This is a genomic window from Tessaracoccus lacteus, assembly GCF_029917005.1.
Classification (GTDB): domain Bacteria; phylum Actinomycetota; class Actinomycetes; order Propionibacteriales; family Propionibacteriaceae; genus Arachnia; species Arachnia lactea.
The window spans coordinates 1,097,096-1,120,359 of record NZ_CP123967.1 but is presented as its reverse complement, the minus strand read 5'-3'; the positions used below and the strand labels follow the sequence as shown (position 1 = coordinate 1,120,359).

The 23,264-nt window shown below is 69.6% G+C and carries 19 protein-coding genes and 1 pseudogene; 10 read left to right on the top strand and 10 right to left on the bottom strand.

Annotated features, from left to right (window positions below):
* Positions 1-95 precede the first annotated feature (95 nt).
* The 3 genes from QH948_RS05045 (at position 96) to QH948_RS05035 (ending at position 4,853) form a co-directional block, all read left to right on the top strand.
* Entirely contained in the window at positions 96-2,150 is a 2,055-nt protein-coding gene (locus QH948_RS05045) for a beta-galactosidase (protein WP_281145777.1), read from the top strand.
* A 183-nt stretch (positions 2,151-2,333) separates the two neighbouring features.
* Positions 2,334-2,972 (top strand): TetR/AcrR family transcriptional regulator, encoded by a 639-nt coding sequence (locus QH948_RS05040; protein ID WP_281145776.1) that lies wholly within the window; start codon positions 2,334-2,336, stop codon positions 2,970-2,972.
* A gap of 672 nt (positions 2,973-3,644) precedes the next feature.
* A complete protein-coding gene (locus tag QH948_RS05035) occupies positions 3,645-4,853 on the top strand; it encodes an IS110 family RNA-guided transposase (protein ID WP_281143793.1) in 1,209 nt (402 codons plus the stop codon).
* A 1,247-nt stretch (positions 4,854-6,100) separates the two neighbouring features.
* Here QH948_RS05035 and QH948_RS05030 read toward each other — a convergent pair.
* Complete coding sequence (locus QH948_RS05030) at positions 6,101-6,874, bottom strand: TrmH family RNA methyltransferase (RefSeq protein WP_281145775.1); 774 nt, start codon at positions 6,872-6,874, stop codon at positions 6,101-6,103.
* A 50-nt stretch (positions 6,875-6,924) separates the two neighbouring features.
* Here QH948_RS05030 and QH948_RS05025 point away from each other — a divergent pair, with 50 nt between their 5' ends.
* Positions 6,925-7,887, top strand: a complete 963-nt coding sequence (locus tag QH948_RS05025; RefSeq protein WP_281145774.1) for a bile acid:sodium symporter family protein — start codon at positions 6,925-6,927, stop codon at positions 7,885-7,887.
* On the opposite strand, the gene QH948_RS05020 is transcribed toward QH948_RS05025, so the two are convergent.
* From QH948_RS05020 to QH948_RS05000, 5 genes are read right to left on the bottom strand one after another with little or no spacing between them, the layout of a single operon-like run.
* Positions 7,884-9,071 (bottom strand): SPFH domain-containing protein, encoded by a 1,188-nt coding sequence (locus QH948_RS05020; RefSeq protein WP_348634951.1) that lies wholly within the window; start codon positions 9,069-9,071, stop codon positions 7,884-7,886. The genes QH948_RS05025 and QH948_RS05020 overlap by 4 nt on opposite strands.
* Before the next feature lie 15 nt (positions 9,072-9,086).
* On the bottom strand, positions 9,087-9,563 hold the full coding sequence (locus tag QH948_RS05015) for an NfeD family protein (RefSeq protein WP_281145773.1): 477 nt from the start codon (positions 9,561-9,563) through the stop codon (positions 9,087-9,089).
* Entirely contained in the window at positions 9,560-10,345 is a 786-nt protein-coding gene (locus QH948_RS05010) for an ABC transporter ATP-binding protein (RefSeq protein ID WP_281145772.1), read from the bottom strand. Before QH948_RS05010 ends, QH948_RS05015 begins: the two co-directional genes overlap by 4 nt.
* A gap of 35 nt (positions 10,346-10,380) precedes the next feature.
* Entirely contained in the window at positions 10,381-11,154 is a 774-nt protein-coding gene (fabI, locus tag QH948_RS05005) for an enoyl-ACP reductase FabI (protein WP_281145771.1), read from the bottom strand.
* A gap of 13 nt (positions 11,155-11,167) precedes the next feature.
* The gene (locus QH948_RS05000; protein WP_281145770.1) at positions 11,168-11,881 is read right to left on the bottom strand and encodes a beta-ketoacyl-ACP reductase; all 714 of its coding nucleotides are present in this window, start codon (positions 11,879-11,881) and stop codon (positions 11,168-11,170) included.
* Between the two features lie 90 nt (positions 11,882-11,971).
* On the opposite strand from QH948_RS05000, the gene QH948_RS04995 reads away from it, so the two are divergent.
* The 5 genes from QH948_RS04995 to QH948_RS04975 are packed head-to-tail and all read left to right on the top strand — an operon-like array spanning position 11,972 to position 17,228.
* Positions 11,972-12,301, top strand: coding sequence for a DUF3099 domain-containing protein (locus tag QH948_RS04995; RefSeq protein ID WP_281145769.1), 330 nt, complete (start codon positions 11,972-11,974; stop codon positions 12,299-12,301).
* Positions 12,298-13,104 (top strand): SURF1 family cytochrome oxidase biogenesis protein, encoded by an 807-nt coding sequence (locus tag QH948_RS04990; RefSeq protein WP_281145768.1) that lies wholly within the window; start codon positions 12,298-12,300, stop codon positions 13,102-13,104. Before QH948_RS04995 ends, QH948_RS04990 begins: the two co-directional genes overlap by 4 nt.
* Complete coding sequence (locus tag QH948_RS04985; protein WP_281145767.1) at positions 13,101-13,895, top strand: putative RNA methyltransferase; 795 nt, start codon at positions 13,101-13,103, stop codon at positions 13,893-13,895. Before QH948_RS04990 ends, QH948_RS04985 begins: the two co-directional genes overlap by 4 nt.
* Positions 13,896-13,924: 29 nt before the next feature.
* Positions 13,925-15,283, top strand: coding sequence for a glycoside-pentoside-hexuronide (GPH):cation symporter (locus QH948_RS04980; protein ID WP_281145766.1), 1,359 nt, complete (start codon positions 13,925-13,927; stop codon positions 15,281-15,283).
* Complete coding sequence (locus tag QH948_RS04975; protein WP_281145765.1) at positions 15,270-17,228, top strand: alpha-glucosidase; 1,959 nt, start codon at positions 15,270-15,272, stop codon at positions 17,226-17,228. The genes QH948_RS04980 and QH948_RS04975 overlap by 14 nt, the downstream gene beginning before the upstream one ends.
* A gap of 23 nt (positions 17,229-17,251) precedes the next feature.
* Here QH948_RS04975 and QH948_RS04970 read toward each other — a convergent pair whose 3' ends face one another.
* The 3 genes from QH948_RS04970 to QH948_RS04960 form a co-directional block, all read right to left on the bottom strand.
* Entirely contained in the window at positions 17,252-18,850 is a 1,599-nt protein-coding gene (locus QH948_RS04970; protein WP_281145764.1) for an ABC-F family ATP-binding cassette domain-containing protein, read from the bottom strand.
* Between the two features lie 319 nt (positions 18,851-19,169).
* The gene (gene rarD / locus QH948_RS04965) at positions 19,170-20,060 is read right to left on the bottom strand and encodes an EamA family transporter RarD (protein ID WP_281145763.1); all 891 of its coding nucleotides are present in this window, start codon (positions 20,058-20,060) and stop codon (positions 19,170-19,172) included.
* A gap of 534 nt (positions 20,061-20,594) precedes the next feature.
* Complete coding sequence (locus QH948_RS04960; protein ID WP_281145762.1) at positions 20,595-21,422, bottom strand: alpha/beta fold hydrolase; 828 nt, start codon at positions 21,420-21,422, stop codon at positions 20,595-20,597.
* Between the two features lie 167 nt (positions 21,423-21,589).
* On the opposite strand from QH948_RS04960, the pseudogene QH948_RS04955 reads away from it, so the two are divergent.
* Positions 21,590-22,275, top strand: a pseudogene (locus tag QH948_RS04955) (integrase core domain-containing protein).
* Here the strand turns inward: QH948_RS04955 and QH948_RS04950 are convergent.
* Positions 22,257-23,264, bottom strand: a complete 1,008-nt coding sequence (locus tag QH948_RS04950; RefSeq protein ID WP_281145761.1) for an aminoglycoside phosphotransferase family protein — start codon at positions 23,262-23,264, stop codon at positions 22,257-22,259. The pseudogene QH948_RS04955 and the gene QH948_RS04950 overlap by 19 nt on opposite strands.

The following is a 23,264-nucleotide window of genomic DNA, read 5'->3' as shown; positions in this document are numbered from 1 at the left end:
CTGCGGTCCCGTCGCCTCCACCATCGCTTATCTAGCGCTTACTTGGTAAGCTCGCCCTCATCGCCAACGAGGGCGAGCTGACAAGAGAGAGCGCCGTGACGACGAACCGTGCGACGAACGACTACCTGCTGTACGGGGCGGCCTACTACGAGGAGTACCTGCCCTACGACAGGGTCGAGACCGACGCCGAGATGATGCGCGACGCCGGGCTGAACGTCGTGCGCATCGCGGAGTCCACCTGGAGCTCGCTCGAGCCGCAGCCCGGGGTCTTCGACCTCAGCCACGTCGACAAGGCGCTGGAGACCATGTCCGCGGCCGGGATGAAGGTCATCGTCGGCACCCCGACGTACGCGGTGCCGGCCTGGCTCGTCGCCTCGCACCCCGAGGTGCTGGCCGAGACGTCCCGCGGCGAGGCCCGCTACGGCGCCCGCCAGATCATGGACATCACGTCGCCGGCGTACCTGTTCCACGCCGAGCGGGCCATGCGCACGCTGCTGAGCCACGTCGCAGGCCATCCCGCGATCATCGGCTTCCAGGTCGACAACGAGACCAAGTACTACGACACCGCCTCGGTCGGGGCGCAGCGCGTCTTCGTCAAGCACCTGAAGGACCGCTTCGGCGGGGACCTCGCGGCCATGAACGACGCGTTCGGCCTGGCCTACTGGTCCAACCGCATCGACGCCTGGGAGGACTTCCCGGACGTGCGCGGCACGATCAACGGCTCGCTCGGCGCCGCCTGGGACGAGTTCCGCCGCTCGCTGGTCGACAACTTCCTCGGCTGGCAGGCCGGCATCGTGCGCGAGTACACGCGCGAGGAGCAGTTCGTCACGCAGAACTTCGACTTCGACTGGGCGCCGGGCTGGTCCTACGGGCTGCAGCCCGCGGCGGACCACTTCACGGCCGCCCGCACGGTCGACCTGGCGGGCGTCGACATCTACCACCCGACACAGTCGCAGCTGACCGGGCGCGAGATCGCGTTCGGCGGCGACATGGCGCGCTCGATCAAGGGCGGCGCGAACTACCTCGTGCTCGAGACCCAGGCCCAGGGCCAGATGGGCTGGCTCCCCTACCCCGGCCAGCTGCGGCTGCAGGCCTACAGCCACCTCGCCAGCGGCGCCGACGGCGTCATGTACTGGCACTGGCACTCGCTGCACAACTCCTTCGAGACGTACTGGAAGGGGCTGCTGTCTCACGACTTCGAGCCCAACCCCACCTACGACGAGGCCGCCGTCGTCGGGCGCGAGTGGGCCGCGCACTCGCCCTCGCTGCTGCACCTGCGCAAGGCCAACCGCGTCGCAGTGATGGTGAGCAACGAGGCCCTCACTGCGCTGAAGTGGTTCACGCTCGAAACGGGCTTCCCGGAGCTCGCGGGGCCGTCGGCGACGTACAACGACGTGCTCCGCTGGGTCTACGACGCGCTGTTCGACCTGAACGTCGAGGTGGACTTCGTCCCCGTCGACGCGGATCTCACGGCGTACGACGTGCTGCTGACCCCGGCGCTGTACACGGCGTCGGAGAACACGCTGGCGTCGCTGCGGGCCTTCGTCGAGCGCGGCGGCCACCTGATCTCGACGCTCCGCACGGCCGTGGCCGACGAGCACGTCAAGGTCTGGCACGACCGGGCGCCGCACGCGCTGACCGACGTCTTCGGCATGACGTACAACCAGTTCACCAGGCCCGACGGCGCGCTGCTGGCGCCGGGCGAGGCGCTCGCGCCGCTGGTCGACGGCGCCGATCCGGCCGCCGGGAGGCTGCTGGAGCTGCTCGTGCCGCGAGGCGCCGACGTCCTGGCCGGTTACGACCACCCGGCGTGGTCCGACTACGCCGCGGTCACGCGAAACCGGTTCGGCGACGGCACCGCCACGTATGTGGCGACCGTGACATCGCAGGAGGTGCTGCGGGGCGTCCTCGAGCTGGTGCTGCGTGAGGCCGGGTTGTGGTCCTGGCCGCAGGACCTGGCGGGGACGGTCACCGTCCGGCGCGGGACCAACGGCCGCGGCCGCGACGTCACCTACCTGCTGAACTACTCCGGCTCCACCGTGACGATCGGCTCCCCCGTCGCCGGCCGCTCGGTGCTGGACGGCGTCGAGCTCGCGGAGGGCAAGGCCCTGACCGTCGGAGCCTGGGACCTGGCGATCATCGAGTCCTGACCCCGGCCGTTTCCGTGTCCGCCGACCAGCGGTCGACGTCCTGCCCCCGGTAGTCGATGCGCTCAACGTCGACGACGCCGGTGCGCGCGTAGGCGCCGACGATGCGGCCGGTGAAGGACTAAACCTGTCCCCCGTCGATGTCAAGGCCCGTCCGGCCGCGCGAGGCGCGGTACGTTGGGTGACGTGCCGAGCCAGACGACCCCCCGCAGACGCGTCCGCCTGACGCCTGAGGTCCGGCGCCGCCAGATCGTTGACGCCGCCGTGCGGCTGGTCGGCGAGCGGGGCTTCTACGGCGTGTCGCTGCAGGACGTCGCGGACGCGGTGGACCTGACGCAGCCGGGACTGCTGCACTACGTGGGCTCCAAGGACGGCCTGCTGCGGCTGCTGGTAGAGGAGGGCTACGACCGCCGCTTCGACCCCGAAGACTACATCGCGACCGGCGACCCGGCCGCGACGCACCCCGACGGCGCCTCACTGCCCGGCTACCTGCGCTACCTGGTGGCCCACAATGCGGAGCACCCTCAGCTGATGCGGCTCTACATGGTGCTGGGCGTCGAGGCCGCCTCCCCGGAGCACCCGGCCCACGACTACTTCCGCAACCGCCCGGACGCCGTGTGGGGGCTGTACTCCGGCACGCGGTGGCGGCTGCCCGAGGCGGTCGGCCCCTGGGAGGACCAGCGCGGCCTGGTCGAGATGGCGATCGCGGCCATGGACGGGATGCAGATCCGCTCGTTCCGCGAGCCCCCCATCGACCTGGTTGACGAGTGGGCCCGGTATGAGCGCGTCCTCTTCCCGTCGCCGCTGTGGGACGGCTACCGCTGACCCGGGTCGTTGAGCCACCCGGTTCGTTGAGCCTGCCGAAACGCCCTGAGCGCAGCGAAGGGCCCCAACCGGACCACCTCCCCGTCTCGCTCCGCTCGACGCCCTTCGACAAGCTCAGGGAACCGCAACCGGATCGTTGAGCACTTCGACAAGCTCAGCACATGCCTGTCGAAACGCCAACCCGGGTCGTTGAGCTTGTCGAAACGCCCTGAGCGAAGCGAAGGGTCCCAACCGGACCACCTTCCCGTCTCGCTCCGCTCGGCGCCCTTCGACAAGCTCAGGGAACCGCAACCGGATCGTTGAGCACTTCGACAAGCTCAGCACATGCCTGTCGAAACGCCAACCCGGGTCGTTGAGCTTGTCGAAACGCCCTGAGCGAAGCGAAGGGTCCCAACCGGACCACCTTCCCGTCTCGCTCCGCTCGGCGCCCTTCGACGCTGATACTTGTTAGGTCCTCGTCTCGGCGGGGTGTGGCTCTCCCTTCGACTGACTTCGTGTCTTGGGTTTGATCTGTCCACTCCGCCCGGGGCGGGGACACATTCTCGGAGTCCTGCCCGGGGACCCGTGGCATGTCTTGATAGGAGCCTGGGGCTTGATTGGCAAGCCGCCGTCAGCGTCCTGACTGCCTGGTCCCCGAGCAGGTGTCACCCCCCTTGAAAGGCGACACCTCACATGATGCCAACCCATCCATCCACAGTGGTAGCGGGAGTCGATACCCATCTCGCCACCCACCACGTCGCGGTCCTCGACCACACCACCGGGGCACTCCTCGGCGACCTGGAGATCGAGACCAGTCTCACCGGGTACCGCCAGCTGCTGGACTTCGTCACTTCGTTCGGGACGGTCGCACTGGTCGGGGTCGAGGGAACCTCGTCGTATGGGGCGGGCCTGTCCCGGTTCCTGACCCGGGCCGGGATCGCAGTGCGTGAGGTGATCCGCCCGAAACGCGCCGCCCGCAGACTCCATGGCAAGACCGACCCGTTGGACGCGATCCTGGCCGCCCGCACCCTCCTGACCGGCGAGACCCTCCCCCTGCCGAAACCCGGCACCGGCAATGTTGAAGCGATCCGGGTCCTCCTGACGGCGCGGGAGTCCGCGGTCAAGGCCCGCACCCAGGCCATCGTCCAACTCAAAAGCCTGCTCGTGACCGCCCCGGACCAGGTCCGCGACACCTACCGCCGACTCACTGGGAAGGCCCTCCACGCGAAGCTGGCCGCCTGCCGACCCCACGGCCCCGTCGACCAGTCCTCCACCATGACCGCGCTGCGGTCCCTGGCGCGACGGATCCGTGACCTCGACGACGAGATCAACCTCCTCAACCCCCAGCTGCAGACCCTGGTCGCCCAGACAGCACCCGGCGTCCTCGATCTCGTCGGGGTCGGGGTGATCTCCGCCGCCCAACTGCTGGTCACCGTCGGCGACGACCCGACCCGGATCCACTCGAAGGCAGCGTTCGCGAAACTCTGCGGCGTCGCCCCGATCCCCGCCTCCTCCGGCAAAACCCACCGGATGCGCCTCAACCGCGGCGGAGACCGACGCGCGAACCGGGCCCTACACACCATCGCCCTGGCCAGAGCCCGCATCGATCCTGACACGATCGCCTACCTCGCGAAGAAACAAGCAGAAGGCAAAACCCGCCGCGAAGCGACCCGCTGCCTCAAGCGCTACATCTCCCACCTGATCATCACCGCGATCTGGACCCCACCCGTGGTCCCACCCATCAACGACCTCAGACCCCTCCGCCACGCCAAAGGCCTCACCACCACCCAAGCCGGCCACGCACTCGGCGTCTGGCCAGCCCGCATCTCCGGCATCGAACGCGGAACACTGCGCAACGACACCCTCACCACCCGCTACAGAGAATGGCTCACAACCGCTTGACACCACATAGGAGCATCAAGCTCAGGGAACCGCAACCGGATCGTTGAGCACTTCGACAAGCTCAGCACATGCCTGTCGAAACGCCAACCCGGGTCGTTGAGCTTGTCGAAACGCCCTGAGCGAAGCGAAGGGTCCCAACCGGACCACCTTCCCGTCTCGCTCCGCTCGGCGCCCTTCGACAAGCTCAGGGAACCGCAACCGGATCGTTGAGCACTTCGACAAGCTCAGCACAAGCCTGTCGAACGCCCTGAGCGCAGCGAAGGGTCCCCGCCGACGCACCGGCACGCAGCCCCCGTGCATAACAATGCCCCAGCTCCCAGCGCTGTTCATATATCGCAGCGCTCCTCATATAGGCATCGTTGTGCACGGAACAGCGGCAGGAGGGGCGCTGGCGGAGCACGTCAGGGAAGAGCCAAACCCGACCAGCCCCACCCGACCACCACCTCGCTCCGCACCCGGTTACCGCCTCGCTCCGCTCGGCGCCCTTCGACAGGCTCAGGGAACCGAAGGAGACAGGCTCAGGGAACCGAAAGAGACAGGCTCAGGGAACCAGACCAGCTCAGGCAGCCCGGGTCGTTGAGCTTGTCGAAACGCCCTGAGCGCAGCGAAGGGACGCAGCTGACGCCAGGGATTCGCCTCGCTCCGCTCGGCGCCCTTCGACAAGCTCAGGGAACCGGGACAAGCTCAGGAAACTGCAACCGGATCGTTGAGCACTTCGACAAGCTCAGGGAACCGGGACAAGCTCAGGAAACTGCAACCGGATCGTTGAGCACTTCGACAAGCTCAGCACATGCCTGTCGAAACGCCCTGAGCGCAGCGAAGGGACGCAGCTGACGCCAGGGATTCGCCTCGCTCCGCTCGGCGCCCTTCGACAAGCTCAGGGAACCGGGACAAGCTCAGGGAACCGCAACCGGATCGTTGAGCACTTCGACAAGCTCAGCACATGCCTGTCGAAACGCCCACCCGGTTCGTTGAGCACTTCGACAAGCTCAGCACATGCCTGTCGAAACGCCAACCCGGGTCGTTGAGCTTGTCGAAACGCCCTGAGCGAAGCGAAGGGCCCCAACCGGACCACCTTCCCCGTCTCGCTCCGCTCGACGCCCTTCGACAAGCTCAGGGAACCGGGACAAGCTCAGGGAACCGGGACAAGCTCAGGGAACCGAGGACAAGCTCAGGGAACCGAGGACAAGCTCAGGGAACCGAGGACAAGCTCAGGGAACCGCGAACAAGCTCAGGAACCGGGCCCGTCAGCGCAGCGCGTAGGCGAAGATCGACGCGGCGGTGGCAACGTTCAGCGAGTCGACCAGTTCCGTCATCGGGATGGTGACGTGGTCGTCGGCTGCCTCGAGCCACGCGTCGCTCAGCCCGCTGCCCTCGGTGCCGAGCAGCAGCGCCAGCTTCTCCGGCGCCTGGTAGTCCCCCAGAGGGACGGCGCGCGGAGACAGCGTCGAGGCGACCAGCCGGAAGCCGGCCTCCTTCAGTCGGGCGAGGTCGGCGTCGCCGTCGAGGCGCCGCCAGGGCAGCTCCAGCGAGGCCCCCATCGACGATTTGATCGCTCGGCGGTAGAGCGGGTCCGCTCCCCCGGCCGAGACGAGCACGCCGTCCCACCCGAGGCCCGCGGCGACGCGGATGATGGCGCCGGTGTTGGCGTGGTCGACGACCTCCTCGCACACGATGAGGCGACGGGCCCTGAGCAGCTGGCCCCAGTCGGCCTCGGCCGGACGGTCGAACGACCCGAGCGCGCCGCGGTGCACGTGGAACCCGCTGACCTTCTCGATCAGCTTCTCCGTGGCGACGTAGACGGGCACGTCCGGGAACCGCTCCAGCAGGGGCTCGAGGTCGGCCAGCCAGCGGGGCTGCAGCAGCAGCGAGCGCGGGCGGCAGCCGGCCGCGAACGCGCGCTCGATGATCTTGAGCCCCTCGGCGATGAAGCGCTCCTCGCCCCGGCGCAGCTGCGCGTCGCGCAGGCCGACGAAGTCGACCAGTCGGGGGTCGGATGCGTCCGTGATGTCGATCTGCACCCGACGAGGCTACCCCGATGGGGAGGATGGCATGCCGCTAGCCTGAGCCGGTGAAGTTCAAGCCGGACCCAATCCTGGTCATCATCCTCGGCACCCTGGCGCTCGCACTGGTGCTGCCGGTGAGCGGCACCGCCGCCGACGTGCTGGAGGTCGTGACGAACGTCGGCATCTTCGTCCTGTTCTTCGGCTACGGCGCCCGCCTGTCCGGCGCGGAGGCGCTCGCGGGGGTGCGGAACTGGAAGCTGCACCTGGCCATCCTGGGCTGCACGTTCGTCGTCTTCCCCGTCATCGCGCTGCCGATCCTCGCCATCCCCGACGCCGTGCTGTCCGAGCCGATGCGCATCGGGCTGGTCTTCCTGTGCCTCGTGCCCTCGACCGTGCAGTCGAGCGTGACGTTCACGTCGCTGGCGGGCGGCAACATCGCCTCCGCGATGGTGGCGGCGACGGCGTCGAACGTGCTCGGCGTGATCGTCACGCCGCTGCTGGCGATGCTATTCATCCCCGCCTCCAGCGGCGGCGCGATCGGGTTCGACCAGCTGCTCGACGTCGTCGTGAAGCTGCTGCTGCCCTTCGTGCTGGGGCAGGCGTCCCGGTTCGTGACGGCGTCGTTCATGGAGCGGCACCGGTCGCGGCTGAAGCTGCTGGACCAGGCCGTCATCTTCCTGATCGTCTACGGCGCCTTCTCGCACCTGCGGGTCTCGGGCGTGTGGCGCCAGGTGGCCTGGACGGACCTCGTGCTGATCGTCGTGATCGTCGCGGCGGTGCTGGCCTTCATGTTCTGGTTCACCTGGCACGTGGGCGGATGGCTCGGCTTCGACCGGGCCAACCGGATCGCCGTGATGTTCTGCGGCACCAAGAAGTCGCTGGCGACGGGCGTCCCGATGGCGAGCGTGCTGTTCTCCGCCAGCGCGGTCAGCGTGATCGTGATCCCGCTGATGCTCTACCACCAGCTCCAGCTCTTGGTCAGCAGCTTCCTGGCCGGCCGCCTGCGTCGGGAAACGGCCGCGGGCTAGGCCTGGAAGTCGGGCCCGGCGGGAGGCTGATCGTCCTGCGCCTCGCCCGACGGTGCGGGGTCGACGGCGTCCCCGATCGCCGGGGTCCCGTGCGGGTGCGGGGTGTTGCCGCCGAGGGTCCGCTTGGCGCGGGGCGCGTCGAGGGACTGCGCCTCGGAGATGGCCTTCTCCACGGTCTTGTTCGAGAGCTCGCGGTCGCGGCGGGCCTGCTCCTCGATCTCGGCCTGCACGTCGACCCGCTCGGGGGCCGTGAACTGCGACGCCGCCCTCGAGACGTACTCGCGGACGTCCCGCTCGCCGGAGACCTGGCCGAGCCCCTTGAGCGCGTCGTTCAGCTCGCTCGGGACGATCCACACCTTGTTCGCGTCGCCGGCTGCCAGCTTCGGCATCATCTGCATGTACTGGTAGGCCAGCAGCGCCTGGTCGGGCTGCCCGGCGTGGATGGCCTCGAACACCGCGGTGATGGCCTGCGCCTCGCCCTCGGCGCGCAGCATCTGCGCCTGCCGGTCGGCCTGCGCGCGGAGCACCTGTGCCTCGCGGTCGCCCTGGGCACGCAGGATGGCGGCCTCGCGGTCGCCGCCCGCGGCGAGGATCTGCGACTGGCGCTGGCCCTCGGCCAGCAGGATCTGGGCGCGCTTGTCGCGCTCGGCGCGGGCACCCTTCTCCATGGCGTCGCGGATGGTGGGCGGCGGCTCGATCGCGCGGAGCTCCACGCGGTTGACCTTGATGCCCCACTTGCCTGTCGCGTCGTCGAGCACCGCGCGCAGGCGCTGGTTGATCTCCTCGCGGGAGGTCAGCGCGGCCTCGAGGTCCATGCCGCCGATGATGTTGCGCAGCGTCGTCATGGTGAGCTGCTCGATGGCCGCCCGATAGTTCTGCGCCTCGTAGGCGGCCCGCACCGGGTCGACAATCTGGAAGTAGATGACCGAGTCGATCGACACCATCAGGTTGTCCTCGGTGATCACGCCCTGCGGCGGGAACGGGACGACCTGCTCGCGCATGTCGAGGGTGTAGCGGATCTGGTCGAAGAACGGGACGACGAGGTGCGGCCCCGGCTCGAGGGCCTTGCGGAACTTGCCGAGCCGCTCGACGATCGCCACCTGCTGCTGCCGGATGATCTTCAGCGTCGCCATCAGCAGCAGCACGACGAGGATCGCAAGCGCGATGAAGACGAAGACACTCATGTCGGGCATGGCGGACTACCTTCCGAGCGGGCGGTTTGTGGGGTAGACGAGCAGCACGATGCCGTCGAGGCCCAACACCTCGATGCTCTCGCCCGCTTCGATGGTCATGGACGGATCGTAGGACCGCGCGGGCCACGTCTCACCCTGGATCGTGACCTCCCCGCTGCTGCCCGTGATGGGCACGGTGTTGGTCGTCTGGGAGCCGATCAGGTTGTCGAGGCTGGAGCGGTAGCCGGGCGCCCGGCGCACGCGCTCGAGCAGGGTCGGGCGCAGCAGGAACAGGGTGGCGACGGCGGTGGCGAGCGCGACGAGGGCCTGCAGCCACACCATCGACGGGAAGATCAGGGCCGTGACGCCCCCCATCAGCGCGCCGGAGGCGAGCATCAGCAGCGTCAGGTCGAGCGTGAGCAGCTCGGCCGCGGCGAGCAGGAGCGCGAGGATCCCCCACCCGGCCCACAGGTGGCTGGAGATCCAGTCGAAGAACTCGCTCATCCGACTCCCCGGGCGCTCCATCTGCCGTCGACGTGGCCGACCTCGAGCGGCAGCCCGAAGGCCGCCGACAGGTTGGCCGCGGTCAGCGTCTGCTCGATCGGGCCCTCCGCGACGACGCGGCCGTGGTCCAGCAGCAGGCAGTGCGTGATGCCGTCGGGGATCTCCTCGACGTGGTGCGTCACGAGCACCGTCGCCGGGGAGTCGGGGTCGAGGCACAGGTCGGACAGGGTCTGCACGAGAGCCTCGCGGCCGGCCAGGTCGAGGCCCCCGGCGGGCTCGTCGAGCAGCAGGAGCTCGGGGTCGGTCATCAGAGAGCGGGCGATCTGCACGCGCTTGCGTTCACCCTCGCTCAGCGTGCCGAACGTGCGGTCGGCGAGGTGGTCGACGCGCAGCGAGGCGAGCAGCTCGTCCGCGCGGGCGACGTCGTACTCGTCATACTCCTCACGCCAGCGCCCCACGATGGCGTAGGCGGCCGAGAGCACCACGTCACGGACGGTCTCGTGGTCGGGGATGCGGTGCGCCAGCGCCGAGGACGTCAGCCCGATTCGCGGGCGCAGCTCGAAGATGTCGACGGCCCCGACGACCTCACCCAGCAGCCCCACGACGCCGTCGCTCGGGTACATCTGCGCCGACAGCAGCTGCAGCAGGGTGGTCTTGCCGGCGCCGTTGGGGCCGATCACGACCCACCTCTCGCCCTCGTCGACGATGAGGGAGATGCTGTCCAACAGGACGGCGTCCCCTCGCCTGACCGTAACCCCCGCGAGTTCTGCCACCGATGCCATGCGACCAACCTACTAGGGTTCGCCCCGCCCGTGGGTCAGGCGCCTGTGGAGTGCAGCCCGCCGTCGACGTGGACCATCTCGCCGGTGGTGGCGGGGAACCAGTCGCTGAGCAGCGCGACGACGGCCTTGGCCGACGGGACCGCGTCCGAGGAGTCCCACGATAGCGGCGCGCGCTCGGCCCAGATGTCGTTGAACGACGCGGCTCCGGGGATCGCCTTCTTCGCGACCGTGTCGACGGGGCCGGCCGCGACCAGGTTGCAGCGGATGCCGTCGGGTCCGAGGTAGCGGGCGAGGTAGCGAGATGTGGACTCGAGCGCGGCCTTGGCGACGCCCATCCAGTCGTAGGCCGGCCAGGAGACGCGCGCGTCGAACGTCAGGCCGACGACGCTCGCGCCGGTGTTCAGCACGGGCTTCGCGGCCATGGTGAGCGACTGCAGCGAGTACGCCGAGATGTGCAGCGCGTTGCCGACACTGTCCCAGTCGGTCGTCAGGAACGCGCCGCCCAGCGCCTTCTCCGGGTCGGCGTAGGCGATGGAGTGCACGATGCCGTCGAGGCCGCCGGTGAGGTGTTCCTCGAGCTTCGCCGGCAGCGCGGCGAGGTGCTCGGGGTCGGTGATGTCGAGCTCGATGATCGGCGGGACGGTCTCCAGCTTCGACAGCGCCCGCGTGGCGGGGGCGACGGCGCGGCCGGCGGCGGACACCACGACGTTGGCGCCCTCCCGCTGCGCGATCTCGACGACGGCGTACGCGATGGACGTGCGCATGGTGACGCCCGTCACCAGGATGTTCTTGCCCTCAAGCAGACCCATGTTCAGTTGCCTTTCAGTGACCCATGCCGAGGCCGCCGTCGACGGGCAGCACGGCTCCGGAGATGTAGCCAGCCTGGTCGCTGGCAAGGAAGAGCGCGGTGGAGGCGACGTCGTCGACGCTGCCGAGGCGGCCCGCGGGGATCCGCTTCTTATAGTCGGCGATGACGTCATCGCCGAGGACCGCGGTCATGTCGGTGTCGATGAAGCCGGGCGCGACGACGTTGCACGTCACGCCGCGCGTGCCGATCTCGCGCGTCACGCTGCGGGCCATGCCCACCAGCGCGGCCTTGGAGGAGGAGTAGTTGACCTGGCCGGGTGAGCCGAGCAGCGCCACGACCGAGGAGACGAGCACGATGCGGCCGAAGCGGGCGCGCATCATGGCGCGGGACGCGCGACGGACGACGCGAAAGGTGCCGGTGAGGTTGGTGTCGATGACGGTGTCCCAGTCGTCGTCCGACATGCGCATCAGGAGGGTGTCCTTCGTGACGCCCGCGTTGGCGATGAGGATCTCGACGGGGCCGAGCTCGGCCTCGACCTGCTCGAAGGCCGCGTCGACCTGGGCCTGGTCGGTGATGTCGCACACCACGGGCAGGACCCCGTCGGGGACCCCTCCGGAGCGGTAGGTGGCGGCGACGCGGTACCCGGCGTCGCGGAACGCCTCGGCGATGGCCCGGCCGATGCCCTTCGAGCCGCCGGTCACCAGGACTACTCGTGCTTGATCTGTCACAAGGCAGCAACTTACCGCAGGGCGGGGGTTCACCCCTGGACGGACTCACGGGCGACGCCCGCGGGGGCCCGCGCGGCTAAGCTGGCGGCCATGTCCAGGAGCAGCGACGCGACGCTCATCACGAGCGCGCGGAAGGGCGCCAGCCTCGACGTGGAGGAGCGGCAGCGCCGCTACCTGATCACGATGGGGCTCCGCACCGCCTGCTTCATCGCGTTCCTGTTCGTGCCCGGCTGGTGGAAGGTGGCGTGCCTGATCGGCGCGGCGGTGCTGCCGGCCGTCGGCGTGCTGCTCGCCAACAACGCCGACCACCACACACCGGCGACGGTCGACGACGCCGGGGACACGTCGCCCAGGCCCGCCATCGCCCCCGGCCCCGTGGTGAGGGGCACCGTCGAGAACGAGGAGACTGACCACCCGTGAGACGACAGGTACTGCGCTGGATCGGCATGGGGGTGCTGGTCGTGGTGCTCGTGACGGCCTTCATCATGCTCGGCCGCTGGCAGCTGGACCGGCTGGAGCAGCGCCGGGAGCGCAACTCGGCGGTCGTGGCGCACGAGAACGACGAGGTGCAGCACTACTCGGACGTCATGAACAAGACGATCGAGGAGGGCGACCAGTGGTTCAAGGTGACCGCAACGGGGACGTTCGAGCCTGAGCAGTTCCAGGTGCGCTACCGCACGCTCGACAACGCGTACGGCACCGAGGTTGTCGGCGTGCTGACGACCGTGGAGGGCGACCACCTGCTCATCGACCGCGGATTCCTGCCCCGCGAGTCGGGTCAGCCCGACGGTGAGATGCCGCCGGTCATGACGGGCGAGGTCACCATCACGGGCTACGTGCACCGCAACGAGTACGGCGACGAGAACGCGCAGACCCCGCACGGGGACCAGGTGCGGCTCATCAACTCCGACTCGCTGGGCGAGGCGCTGGGCATGGACCTGGTCAACGGCTACGTGATCCTCATCGAGTCCGACCCGGCCGACACGGGCGGCCTGACGCCGCTCGGCACGCCGGAGCTGACGGAGGGGTCGCACTTCAGCTACGCGCTGCAGTGGTTCTCGTTCGCGGCGATCGCCGTCGGGGGGCTCGTCGTGCTGATCCGCGCCGACATCCGCGACCGGAAGAAGGCAAAGCGGAAGGCCGCCGAGGCCGCCGGCTCCCCCGAGTCGCCGGTGGACACCCCCGACGCGGTCGACGCGAGCGGCCGGGTCGGCGGGTCGTGAGCGGCCTCGACTGGACCCGCTGCCCGCACTGCTCGCTGCCGCTGGGTCGCGTCGACCGCTCGCTGCGCTGCGCCGAGGGCCACAGCTACGACGTTGCCCGGCAGGGTTACGTGAACCTGCTCGGCCGCGCCGCCCCGGCCAACGCAGACTCCCCCACCATGCTCGAGGCCCGCGCCCGGTTCCTCGCGACGGGTCGATACCTGCCCGTCGCCGACGCGGTCGCGGCCCGGGTGGGCGGTGCCCGACGGATCGTCGAGGTGGGCGCCGGCACCGGCTGGTACCTGGCCCGCGCGCTCGACGCGTCCCCCGCCGCGGAGGGACTGGCGACCGACGTGTCCGTCGCCGCCGCGAAGCGCTGCGCCAGAGCCCACCCACGGATGGACGCGGTCGTCGCGGACACCTGGGTAGGGCTGCCCGTGCAGGACGGGGCCGTCGACCTGGTCCTGTGCGTCTTCGCCCCGCGCAACGCGGCCGACTTCGCCCGCATCCTCGCCCCGGGCGGCCGGCTGGTCGTCGTCGTCCCCCGCGCCGGGCACCTCGCGGAGCTGCGGGAGCGCGACCGGTTGCTCGAGGTGGCCGATGACAAGGCCGACTCCCTCGTCGCCTCGCTCGGCGACGACGGCTGGACACACCTGGGCGACGAGCGGGTCACGCGCTCGATGGACCTGACCGCGCAGGAGGCCGCCGACCTCGTCGGCATGGGGCCGAACGCCTTCCACGCGCACGACGACGCGGCCTCGGCCATCACGACCACCCTCGACGTCGACGTCCTGGAGTTCGCCCGCCCCTGAGCCTCGTGATGCTGGCTAGAGTGACGCCCATGCGCAACGCAGCGGGCAGCCGCTGGGGCTTCGGACTGGGCACGCTCGGGCGCGACATGGTCGCCGCGCTCGTGTCGCTGTACCTGATGTTCTACCTCACCGACGTGCTGGACATCTCGGGCGCCCAGCTGGGCGTCATCACGACGATCCTGGTGGTCATGCGCGTCTTCGACGCGGTCAACGACCCCGTGATGGGCGTCATCGTCGACAACACGCACACGCGCTGGGGGAAGTTCCGGCCGTGGATCTTCTGGGGCGCGCTGGCCTGGGCCGTCGCGACGCTGCTGATGTTCTTCGACTTCGGCGCCGACGGCTGGGGCTATGTCATCGCGTTCACGGTGATCTACCTGGTCTACGAGGTGGCCTACACCATCAACGACATCGCGTTCTGGTCCATGCTGCCCGCCCTGACGAAGGACCAGAAAGAGCGGGAGAAGATCGCGGGCGTCGCGCGGATCTGCGCGAACATCGGGCTGTTCTCGGTGGTCGTCGGGCTGGTGCCCATCACGGCCGCGCTGACTGAGGCGCTGGGCTCCGCGGAGGCCGCCTGGTTCGCGCTGGCCGCCGCGCTGGTGGTCATCATGCTGGTGTTCCAGATGTTCACGCTCGTGTTTGCGCGCGAGCAGGTGGCGGCCGAGCCGCAGTCCACGCCGCTGCGCGAGCTGTTCCAGGTGATCTGGCGCAACGACCAGCTGATGTGGGTGACTCTGGCGATGATCGCCTACATGGCCGGGTACCTGATCACGACGTCGTTCGGCCTCTACTACTTCAAGTACATCTTCGGCGACGAGGGCGCCTACCCCATCTTCGCCGCGGTGCTCGGCGTGACCCAGATCGTGGCGCTGGCGCTGTTCCCCGTCGTGTCGAAGCGGCTGACGCGCGGCCGGATCCACCTGATCGCCACGCTGCTGAGCGTGGCCGGCTACGCCGTGTTCTGGCTGTCGGGCACTTCGCTCGGGCTCGTGGGCGTCGCCGGCGTGCTGCTGTTCACGGGGCAGGGCGCCATCCAGCTGCTGCTGGTGATGTTCATCGCGGACAGCGTCGAGTACGGGGAGTGGAAGCTGGGTCGTCGCAACGAGTCGGTCACGTTCTCGCTGCAGCCGTTCATCTACAAGCTCGGCAACGCGATCGCCTCGGGCGTCGTCGGCGCGACGGTGATCGCGTCGGGCATCGACCGAGCGGCCGGCCCCGCCGACGTCACCGCGGAGGGGGCCGGGCTGTTCAAGGTCGCGATGCTGGCCCTGCCCGCCGCGCTGATGGCGGCGAGCTGGCTGATCATGCGGGCCGGCTACCGCCTCGACGAGGACACCTACGCCGGCATCGTCGCCGACCTGGAGGAACGCCATGCCACTCGATAAGGGCGACCGGCTCGGCGACCTGTACGCCACGCCGGTCGGGCGCGACGTGATCGACAAGATCCTGCTGCAGGCCGCGCTCCCCCGCGGCCTCGTCAGGGCCGTGGCCGGGCTGCGGATCGGGACCGTCGACCGCATCACCGACCGGATCATGGGCCCCGGCGTGATGGAGACCGTGCTCGGGATCGTCAACGCCGAGCCGGACGTGCCGCTGACCGGCGAGGCCGAGGGCGAGGACCCCTGGTGGCGCTCCGCCGTCTTCTACCAGGTCTATCCGCGCTCGTTCGCCGACTCCGACGGCGACGGTGTCGGCGACCTCCGCGGCATCATCGACCACCTCGACCACCTGGCGGACCTCGGCGTCGACTGTCTGTGGCTCTCCCCCATCTTCGCCTCCCCGAACCGGGACATGGGCTACGACATCAGCGACTACCGAGCCGTGATGGACGAGATGGGTACGCTGGCCGACGTCGACGACCTCATCGCGGCCTGCCACGAGCGCGGCATGCGGATCATCCTCGACCTGGTCGTCAACCACACCTCCGACGAGCACGAGTGGTTCCGCCGCGCCGTCGCCGACCCGGATGGGCCGTACGGCCGGTACTACTTCCTCGAGGAGGGCACCGAGGACGCGCCGCCCAACAACTGGAAGTCGTTCTTCTCCGGCCCCGCCTGGCGCTGGATCCCGGAGGCGCAGCGGTGGGCGCTGCATCTGTTCGCCGACTCGCAGATGGATCTGCGCTGGGACAATCCCGACGTGCAGCGCGAGGTCGCAGACGTCGTGCAGTGGTGGCTGGCCCGCGGCATCGACGGCTTCCGCCTCGACGTCATCAACTACATCTCCAAGGCTCCCGGCCTGCCGGACGGTCACCCGTTCGTCGGGGAGCTGCTGGAGTTCACCGGGGTCGAGCACTACTTCTACGGGCCGAGGCTGGGCGAGTTCCTCCGGACCCTGCGCCGCGACGGGTTCACGCGGAACCGGCCGCCGGCCTCGACCCCGCGAGAGCGGCTGGCCGACGGCGCGCTGGCCGGCCCGCTGCCCGCCGACGAGGTGGGCGTGATGGTCGGCGAGACCCCCGGCATCGGAGTGGAGCTCGGCCGGATGCTCAGCGCCCGGGGCCGCGACGAGCTGGACCTGACGTTCAACTTCGACGTGCTGGAGCCGCCCGGCCGGGTGCGCTGGGACAACTACGCCTACGACCCGGAGTACCTGAAGCGCTACTGGCGCGACTACCTGGCGAGGCTCGGCCCCCGCGACTGGATCTCAGTGTTCCTCGACAACCACGACAACCCGCGGATGCTCAGCAAGATCGGGGCGGGGCGCGAGGCCGACCCCGCCGTCCGCACGGCCATCGGCAAGCTGCTTGCCACGCTGCAGCTGACGATGCGCGGCACTCCCTTCCTGTTCCAGGGTCAGGAGCTGGGGGCCGTGAACCAGGAGTTCTCGTCGCTGGACGACCTGCGCGACGTCGAGTCGGTCAACCGCTTCCCGGCGCTGCTGGAGTCGGGCATGGGCCCGCGGGCGGCGTGGGCGCAGATCCTGTCGGGGACCCGCGACCACGCGCGTGTCCCGATGCGGTGGACGCCCGGCGGCGGCTTCACCACCGGGGTCCCGTGGCTCGCTGGCACCGACGAGGTTCCCGGCTTTTCCGCGGCGGAGCAGGCCGTCGACCCCGACTCCGTGTACTCCTGGCACCGCGCGCTGATCGCGCTGCGCCGTCGGCACCCGGCGCTGACCCGCGGCTCCCTCACCTGGGTTGCGCCGCGCCGGCGCAACTACCTCGCCTACGTGCGCGAACTGGACGGCGAGGCGTTCCTGGTCGAGTGCAACGCGTCGGAGACGACGATGCGGCGCCCATCCGCCGCCCCGCCGGCGGAGCCGGTGCTGGGGATCAGGGACGGGCGCCGCCTGGCTCCGTGGGAGGCGAGCGTGAGCCGAGTGCTGTGACGCCTCACAGTGGACTGGCCCTGTCAGGCCAGGTCGATCAGCTCGGCGTAGTCGTCGCTCCACAGGTCCTCGACGCCGTCGGGCAGCACCAGCACCCGGTCGGGTTCGAGGGCCTCGACCGCCCCCGGGTCGTGCGTCACGAGGACGACCGCGCCCGCGTAGGTGCGGATGGCATTGAGCACCTCGGCGCGGGAGGCGGGGTCGAGGTTGTTGGTGGGCTCGTCGAGCAGCAGCACGTTGGCGGCCGACACGACGAGCATCGCCAGCGCCAGGCGGGTCTTCTCGCCGCCTGAGAGGACCCTGGCCGGCTTCTCGACGTCGTCGCCGGTGAACAGGAACGAGCCGAGCACCTTGCGCACGTCGGTGTCGTTGAGGTTGGGCGAGGCGCTGACCATGTTGTCGAGGACGGACCGGTTGACGTCGAGCGTCTCGTGCTCCTGCGCGTAGTAGCCGATCCGGGCGCCGTGGCCCAGCTCGACACGGCCCGACGACGCCTCATCGATGCCTGCCAGGATGCGCAGCATGGTCGTCTTGCCGGCGCCGTTGAGGCCGAGGATGACGACCTTCGAGCCCTTGTCGATGGCGAGATCCACGGCCGTGAACACCTCGAGCGAGCCGTAGGAGCGGCTCAGGTCGTAGCCGCGCAGCGGCGTCTTGCCGCACGGGGCGGGTTCCGGGAAGCGAATCTTGGCGACCTGGTCGCTGACTCGCTCCCCCTCGACTCCGGCCATCAGCTTCTCGGCGCGGCGGGCCATGTTCTGCGCCGCGACGGCCTTGGTGGCCTTGGCACGCATCTTGTCGGCCTGCGCCATCAGCTGAGTGGCCTTGCGCTCGGCGTTGGCGAGCTCGCGTCGCCGACGCTTCTCGTCGGTCTCCCGCTGCAGCAGGTAGCGCTTCCAGTTCATCGAGTAGATGTCGAGCACCGAGCGGTTCGCGTCGAGGTGGAACACCTTGTTGACGACGGCGTCGAGCAGTTCGGTGTCGTGCGAGATGACGATGAGGCCGCCGCTGAACCCCTGCAGGTAGCTGCGTAGCCACAGGATCGAGTCGTGATCGAGGTGGTTGGTCGGCTCGTCGAGCAGCAGGGTGTCGGCGTGGCTGAAAAGGATGCGTGCCAGCTCGATCCGTCGGCGCTGACCGCCCGACAGCGTCTTCAGCGGCTGCGACACCACCCGGTCCGGCAGGCCCAGGTTCGACGCGATGCGCGCCGCCTCGGACTCCGCCGCATAGCCGCCGGCCGCGACGAACGACGCTTCGGCGCGCGTGTAGGCCGCCATCGCCTCGTCGCGTCGGACGCCGGCCGCGGATGCCATGGTCTCCTCGGCCTTGCGCATGCGGCGCATGGTCTCATCGAGTCCGCGCGCGCCGAGGATGCGGTCGCGGGAGATCTGCTCGGGGTCGCCGGATCGGGGGTCCTGAGGGAGGTAGCCGAGCTGGCCGGACCGGGTGACGGTGCCGCCGGCGGGCAGCGCCTCGCCGGAGAGGATCTTGGTCAGCGTCGTCTTGCCGGCGCCGTTGCGCCCGACGAGTCCGATCCTGTCACCGGGGGTCACCTGGAAGCTCACGGGGCTGAGCAGCAGCCTTGCGCCGACGCGCACCTCGATGTCATTGACCTGTAGCACCTACCCATTTTCCCCGCTGCGCCCGCAGAGTCCAAACCGCGCCCCACCGTCCCCGTCCGACCACACCCCGACGCCCCAGACCTGCCGGACCTTCCCCGAAAATCGACCAGTGCCCGCTTCTCCCCGGTCCGGTCACGAGAATCGCCCACTGCCTTCGGCCGCCGCGAGCCCGAAAAACGACCACTGCCCGCTTCTCCCCGGTCATTCGAGGAGAAGCGACCACTGCCCGCTTTTCGGAGGGGGCCGGACGACGTGGGCGTCGACGGCCCGTTGGGGACGGCGTGGGCCGAGTCATCCCAGGCGACGACCGTTCGCCGGGTCAGACCAGGCGACGACGGCGCGCGAGGAGGACCGCGTCGACGGCGAAGATCAGCACCGCCACCCAGACCAGCGCGAAGCCCGCCCAGCGGGCCGCGGGCATCGGCTCGCCGAAGGCCAGCCAGCCGACGAGGAACTGGCCGATGGGCGCGAGGTACTGCAGCATGCCGATGGTCACCAGTGACACCTTGCGGGCAGCGTCGGCGAACAGGATCAGCGGAATGGCGGTGACGACGCCTGTCGTCGCCATGAGCAGGCCGTAGCCGCTGAGCAGGTCGACGGTGCCGCCGGCGGTGACGCCGAGGTAGATCAGGTAGCCCAGCGCGATCGGGGCGACGGCGGCGGTCTCCATGGCGAGGCCGGGTGTCGGCGCGACGGATCGGCCGGCCAGCTTCTTCACGAGCGAGTACGTGCCGAAGCTCAGTGCCAGGGTGATGGCGATGAACGGGAACTCGCCGTAGGCGACGACGAGCACCACCACCGCCGCGGCCCCGAATGCGAGCGCAATCCACTGCGCCCGACGCAGCCTCTCCCCCAGCACCAGAACGCCCAGTAGCGTCACCGCCAGCGGGTTGATGAAGTAGCCGAGGGCAGCGTCGAGCGTCCGCCCCGTCGCGACGCCGTAGACGTAGGTCGTCCAGTTGATCGCGATCAGCAGGCCGGCGACGCCGAGCACGAGGGCCGACCGGCGGTCGCGGAGGATGGCCCGCAGCTGGCCGAGACTACGCGTGACGGCGAGCAGCAGAAGGCAGAACACCAGCGACCACAGCGCCCGGTAGGCCACGACCTCGAACGCACCCGACCTGGCGAACAGCACGAAGTAGAGCGGGAACAGCCCCCACAGCGCGTAGGCGGTGATGCCGCTGATCAGGCCGGTGTTCGTCTTGTCCACCGGCCCAGACTAGGGGCGCACCGCCTGGCAGGTCGGCCTCGTCTCGCCGCCTGCTCCGTCGCCCATGGGCCGGCCGGACCTGGGAGCCCTCGCTTCGCTCGGGGCGTTTCGACGGGCCTGTGCTGAGCCTGTCGAAGTGCTCAACGACCCGTGGTTCCCTGAGCTTGCCCCGGTTCCCTGAGCTCGCCCCGGTTCCCTGAGCTTGAGCCGGTTCCCTGAGCTTGTCGAAGGGCGCCGAGCGGAGCGAGGCGGCGAATTCGGATGCGACCCTTCGCTCCGCTCAGGGCGTTTCGACAAGCTCAACGACCCGTGGTTCCCCGAGCCCAACCCGGTTCCCTGAGCTTGAGCCGGTTCCCTGAGCCCAACCCGGTTCCCTGAGCTTGTCGAAGGGCGCCGAGCGGAGCGAGGCGCCGGACTCGGGTGCGACCCTTCGCTCCGCTCAGGGCGTTTCTACAAGCTCAACGACCCGTGGTTCCCTGACCTTGCGCTGGTTCCCTGACCTTGTCCCGCCACAAGCTGAACGAACCGGTCGCCTCAGGACAGCCCGGCCAGGAAGTCGAGAATCGCCTTCTCCCACTCCTCCTTGTGCGACAGGTTCGCCCCGTGCGGCCCACCCTCGATCGGCACCACCTCGGCCTGCGGGACGTACTTCTTCATGCGCGCGGCCGACGGTGGGAAGGGCACGTTCTGGTCCTGTGTCCCGTGGACCACGAGGGTCGGGACCTTGATCGCCTCGCAGTCCCGCCGCAGGTCCGTCGCCCAGAGCAGGATGCAGGCCACCGCGTTGACCGGATCGCTCTGGTGCGCGATCCGCAGCGCCTCCGCGCGAACCTCCTCGGTCACCTGGATACCCGCGTCGTTGCTGAAGAACGTGGTGATGAAGGAATCGAGGAAACCTTCGCGGTCGTCGCGACAACTCTCCGCCATTGCAGTGAAGCCATCGAACGGCATGCCGCCATCGGGGTTGTCGTCGGTGATGCACAGCGCCGGCGTGATCGCTCCGGCGAAGATCGCCCCCGCGATGCGCCACGGGTCGTGGCTGCCCAGGAACCGGGCGACCTCGCCCCCGCCCATCGAGAACCCGAGGAGGACAGAGTCGCGGAGGTCGAGCTCCTCCAGTACGACGGCCAGGTCGTCGGCGAGGTCGTCATAGTCGACGGCCGCCTGCGGCTTGTCCGACTGCCCGAAGCCCCGTCGGTCGTAGGTGACGACGCGGTAGCCGGCACCGACGAACGTCGGGATGTTCGCCGCGAACGACTCGCCGGACAGAGGCCAGCCATGGATGAGGACCAGCGGTCGACCGTCGCCGCCGGAGTCGGTGTAGTGCAGGTTGACGCCGCTGGGCGTGGTGAGAGTTGGCATCGTCGCTCCTTCTCGTGGGCCTATGCCTGGAAAATACCGGAGCAGCGGTCGAGCGGAAAGGACTCTCTGCGGGTGAAGTGCGCCCCTGTTGCCATGACGGGCCCTGCCCCTTGTTCTTGGACATGCTGAATCCAGCATTTGCTGGGGAAGCGAGATGATCAGGAACTATGGCCCGGAAGAACTTCTCTGATGAGTTCCGTCGACAGGCTGTCGACTTGTACGAGTCCACGCCGGGGGCGACGGTGCGTGGCATCGCTGCCGATCTGGGGGTCGAGCGGGGGACGTTGCGTCACTGGCTCGACTTGTACGGCACGGGAAGGAAAACTGCCGCTGATGGCACGCCGACCAGGAGCCCGTTGATGCCGAAGTCGTCCACGCCGCCGGGGGCCGCTGACGAGACTGCGGAGCCGGAGCTGGTCAGGCTTCGGGCGGGGTGGTCGCGCTCAATGCCGCTCTCGCGACCCGCGGGACGCTGGACGGGGCCGTGTTCCACTCCGACCACGGCGCGGTCTATACGAGCCGCGACTACGCCGGGCTCTGTGACCGGCTCGGCGTGACCCAGTCGATGGGCGCTGTCGGCACGTCGGCGGACAACGCGCTCGCCGAGACGTTCAACGCGACCCTGAAACGCGAGGTCCTCCAGGACGCCGCCTGCTGGCCCGACGCCGACACCTGCCGCCGGGAAGTGTTCCGCTGGCTCGTCAGGTACAACACCCGTCGACGCCACTCATGGTGCGGCTACCAGTCACCAGCCGCCTACGAGACCCTCAACGCTGACGCTCACCGAAGCCGCGTAAACCAACCCCGTGTCCAAGAACCGGGGGCAAGGCCCGTCTACAAACCGAGGCGCTGACGGAGCCCGTGGCGAAGCTGTACCGCCGCCCGGGCATAGGCCGGGTCGGCGCCCTCTTCACGCGACCGCGCCTGGCAGTGCAGGGCGTTCTGGAATCTCTCGTGCAGTTCCCACGCGTCGCGACGGGCCCGGAGCCTGGCCGGATCCTCGGGCGTTGACCCGAGCGAGCGTGACTCCTCGATGTAGGCCCCGATAAAGCGGTCGATGGCCGCATCGTCCATGGGCACGTACCAGCGGCCGCCGGTGATCGTGCCGCCGATCAGGGCCAGGTCGTTGGCGACGTCGCCGATCCGCGCCCACTCCCAGTCGATGAACCGCGGCACCCCGTCGTCGCCGACGACGACGTTGGTCGCGACGAGGTCCGCGTGCACAAACGCGTAGGTGATCGCCTCGAACTCCCCCGCCGCGTCGACGAGCCGACGGTGGATCTCACCAGCCAGGCGCCGCACCTCACGCGTGTCCCCGACGTCCGGCTGATGCGCCGCCCACCACTGGGCGCCCGCGTCGAACTCCGCGACCAGGTCCAGCCTGTCCGTCCCCTCGACCGGGAACCGCCGACGGTGCAGGCGCGCCAGTTGACCGGCGTGGCGGGCCAGCAACGCATCGTCCCACTCCCCCGCCGGCACGTGCCGCCCGGCCACGTGCGACGACACCAGGTACGGGTGCCCCAGCGCGTTGTCCGCCCCCTCGTCGACGGTGAGCGGCACCGAACCGACGCCCGCCGGGATCAGCGGCGCCGCGCGCAGCTCCGCCGCCATACCCCGCGGCAGCTCCCCGACGGGCCGCAGCGGCAGCCGGAAAACCAGCGAGCCTCGCCCGTCGGTCACCAGCCAGGCGGCGTAGCTCTCCCCCACCCCCAGCGCCTCGACGCGCACCGCCGACCGGTCCAGAGCGACGGGCAGCGTCAGCCCGCCGGCGCGCAGCACGTCCTCGAGGCGCGCACCAGCGACGAAGGCCGCCCGCCGGAACTCTCCGGGGGCGGCCTTCAC